The following is a 2,286-nucleotide window of genomic DNA, read 5'->3' as shown; positions in this document are numbered from 1 at the left end:
TCCAGGACTCCTGACCTACGCGCCATAGTCCCTGAGGTGCTCAGGGCGCCTTGACGCTGTAGCGGAGGACGAGGTCGGTGCCGGGATAGACGGTGTCGGTGGAGCTCAGTTCGGCGCAGAGGGCGGCGACGGCCCGGGTCCGGCGGGGCGCGGAGAGCGCGTTGAGCCGGACGTGGAGCTCGCTGCCGACGACCTGGAGGTCGGCGGGGCTGCGCAGCGCCTCGCGCAGCAGGCTGCGGGCCTCGTCGTCGGCCCGGGCGTAGTGGGGGGCGAGGAGTCGGCCCAGGGCGGACTCGGCGTTGTAGGTGGCCATACGGACGGCGTCGTGGATGCGCTTGCGCTCGCCGTGGTGGACGACGGCGTCGGGGTGCAGCTCGCCGAGGGGCACCCGGGCGGGGACGGCGCGTGCGTCGGCGGTCAGCCCCTCGACGTAGGCGACGGCCTCCGCGTGGGCCGCGGCCAGCTCGGCCGGGAGGCGCCCGGGGAGGCCGTCCTCGATGTCGGCCAGGCGACGGCGGGCCTCGGCGGCCCGGGCGCCGACGGGCTTCTTGGCCGGGTTCGGCACGCTGCGGTCGAGGTCGTCGGCGACGGTGGCGTAGCTGTCGAGGGCGTCGAGGCCGTAGTGGGCCCGCAGGTAGCGGAAGAAGTTCTCCTGGCGCCAGCGGGAGAACATGGCGTGGGCCACCACGGCGGCGGCGTCGGTGCGGGTGGTGACGACGTGGGTCTGGTGGCCGGTGGCGGGGTCGAGCCGGGTGATCTGGCGGCAGGCGAAGAGGCGCTTGCGCGAACCGTCCCGGTAGGCGATGCGGACCCGGCGGTCGGCGAGCAGGTAGTGGTGCTCCTTGCCGGCTTCGTCGGTGTGGGTGTGCTCGGCGAAGGCGCGGCGGGCCTCGGCCGTGAAGGGCTGCTTGCGGTAGGTGAGGACGTCGAAGCCGGCCGCCGCCATCTCGGCGAAGGCCTTGGGGCTCCACCCGCCCCGGTCGAAGGCGATGGTGGGGCGCCGGTCGGGGCCGACCAGGTCGCGGACGGCGGCGGCCACCCGGGCCAGCTCCCCGACCAGCGACGCCGGCGGCGGCGCCGTCCAGCACAGCACGCCGTCGCCGAAGGCGTCGGCCACCCAGGTGTCGACGGCGGCCGGCATGGACAGCCGCATGCGGGTCACGTGGGCCTTTCCGATCTCGGCGCCGCCGTGGTAGGCCCGCACGTGGCCGTCCACGTAGAACACGCCGGTGGCGTCGGGGCGGGCGGCCACGTGGCGGCGGGCCAGCGCCGCCATCAACCGGTCGGCCCGCCCCGCCCGGGCCAGGTGCTCGAGGCGCCGGCGCAGCGTCTTGACCTCCGGCGCCCGGTCGAGCCCGAGCAGGCGGCCGACGTCGACGGGGTCGAGGCGGGTCAGCCCCTCGGCCCGGGCCTCGCCCACGAGGGCGGCGAAGACCATGGCGAGCACCAGGGACCGCACGCCGTAGAACGCCGCCTTCGCCTTGCCGTAGACCTCCTCGGCACACGCCAGCAGCCCGGTCGCGGCCAACGCCGGCAGGACCAGCAGCGCCCCCACGAGGGGCAGCGACGCCCCCTCGCAGATCACCGGCGGGGCCTCGGCCAGCTCGCCCCGGCGCGCCGCCTGGCGCTCCTGGTCACGAGGGGCCGGGCGGGCCAGCGGCGTCAGCGCCGCCCCCTCGGCGGCGTCGCCGACCGGAGGCGGCCCCGCCGTCCCCGTCGGGGCCTCGGCCAGCGCCCGCGACACCGAGTTGCGGCTCACGCCCGTCGCCTCGGCGATCGTGTCCATCGAGGCCCCGCCGGCCCGCAGCGCCCGGATCCCCGCCACCATCTCCGCCGTCAGCTTGGAGGGTCGCCTCGGTCCCTTCCGCGCCGGCACCAGGCCGGCCATGCCGTCGCGGCGCCAAGCCGCGATCCACCGCTGCACCGTCGCCTCGCCGACGTCGAACCCGGCGCCCACCTCGACCTGGGTGGCCGCGCCGGTCGCCACCAGCTGCACCGCCGCCAGGCGGCGGCCGACGACGTCGCCGGCGTCCCAGCACGACACCGCCATCCCCCACACGAACACCGCCCCGCCCTCGTCGTTCTCGACCAGGTCGGCGGCGTCGGACACCCGTACGGACCCGGCAGGGCGAAGCGGCAATGGCTGGCCCCGGCGCACGCTCGCCAGTCCAGCACCCACCAGGACCGCAGCACTCGACATCATCTATTATCGTCGCTCGGCGGCCTCAGATGATGGATGGGGCCCTCGCCACCAGGGCTTTCAGCGCACTATGTCAGGAGTCCTGG

General features: G+C 75.9%; 1 protein-coding gene. It reads right to left on the bottom strand.

The annotated features are described in order from the left end of the window. Positions 1–40 precede the first annotated feature (40 nt). Positions 41–2,110, bottom strand: coding sequence for a putative transposase (locus AB1467_07375; protein MEW6296075.1), 2,070 nt, complete (start codon positions 2,108–2,110; stop codon positions 41–43). Positions 2,111–2,286 lie beyond the last annotated feature (176 nt).

The organism is Candidatus Diapherotrites archaeon (assembly GCA_040755695.1).
GTDB lineage: Archaea > Iainarchaeota > Iainarchaeia > Iainarchaeales > 1-14-0-10-31-34 > JBFMAK01.
The sequence above is the reverse complement of the archived record's forward strand: the minus strand, read 5'-3'. Positions and strand labels throughout refer to the sequence as shown.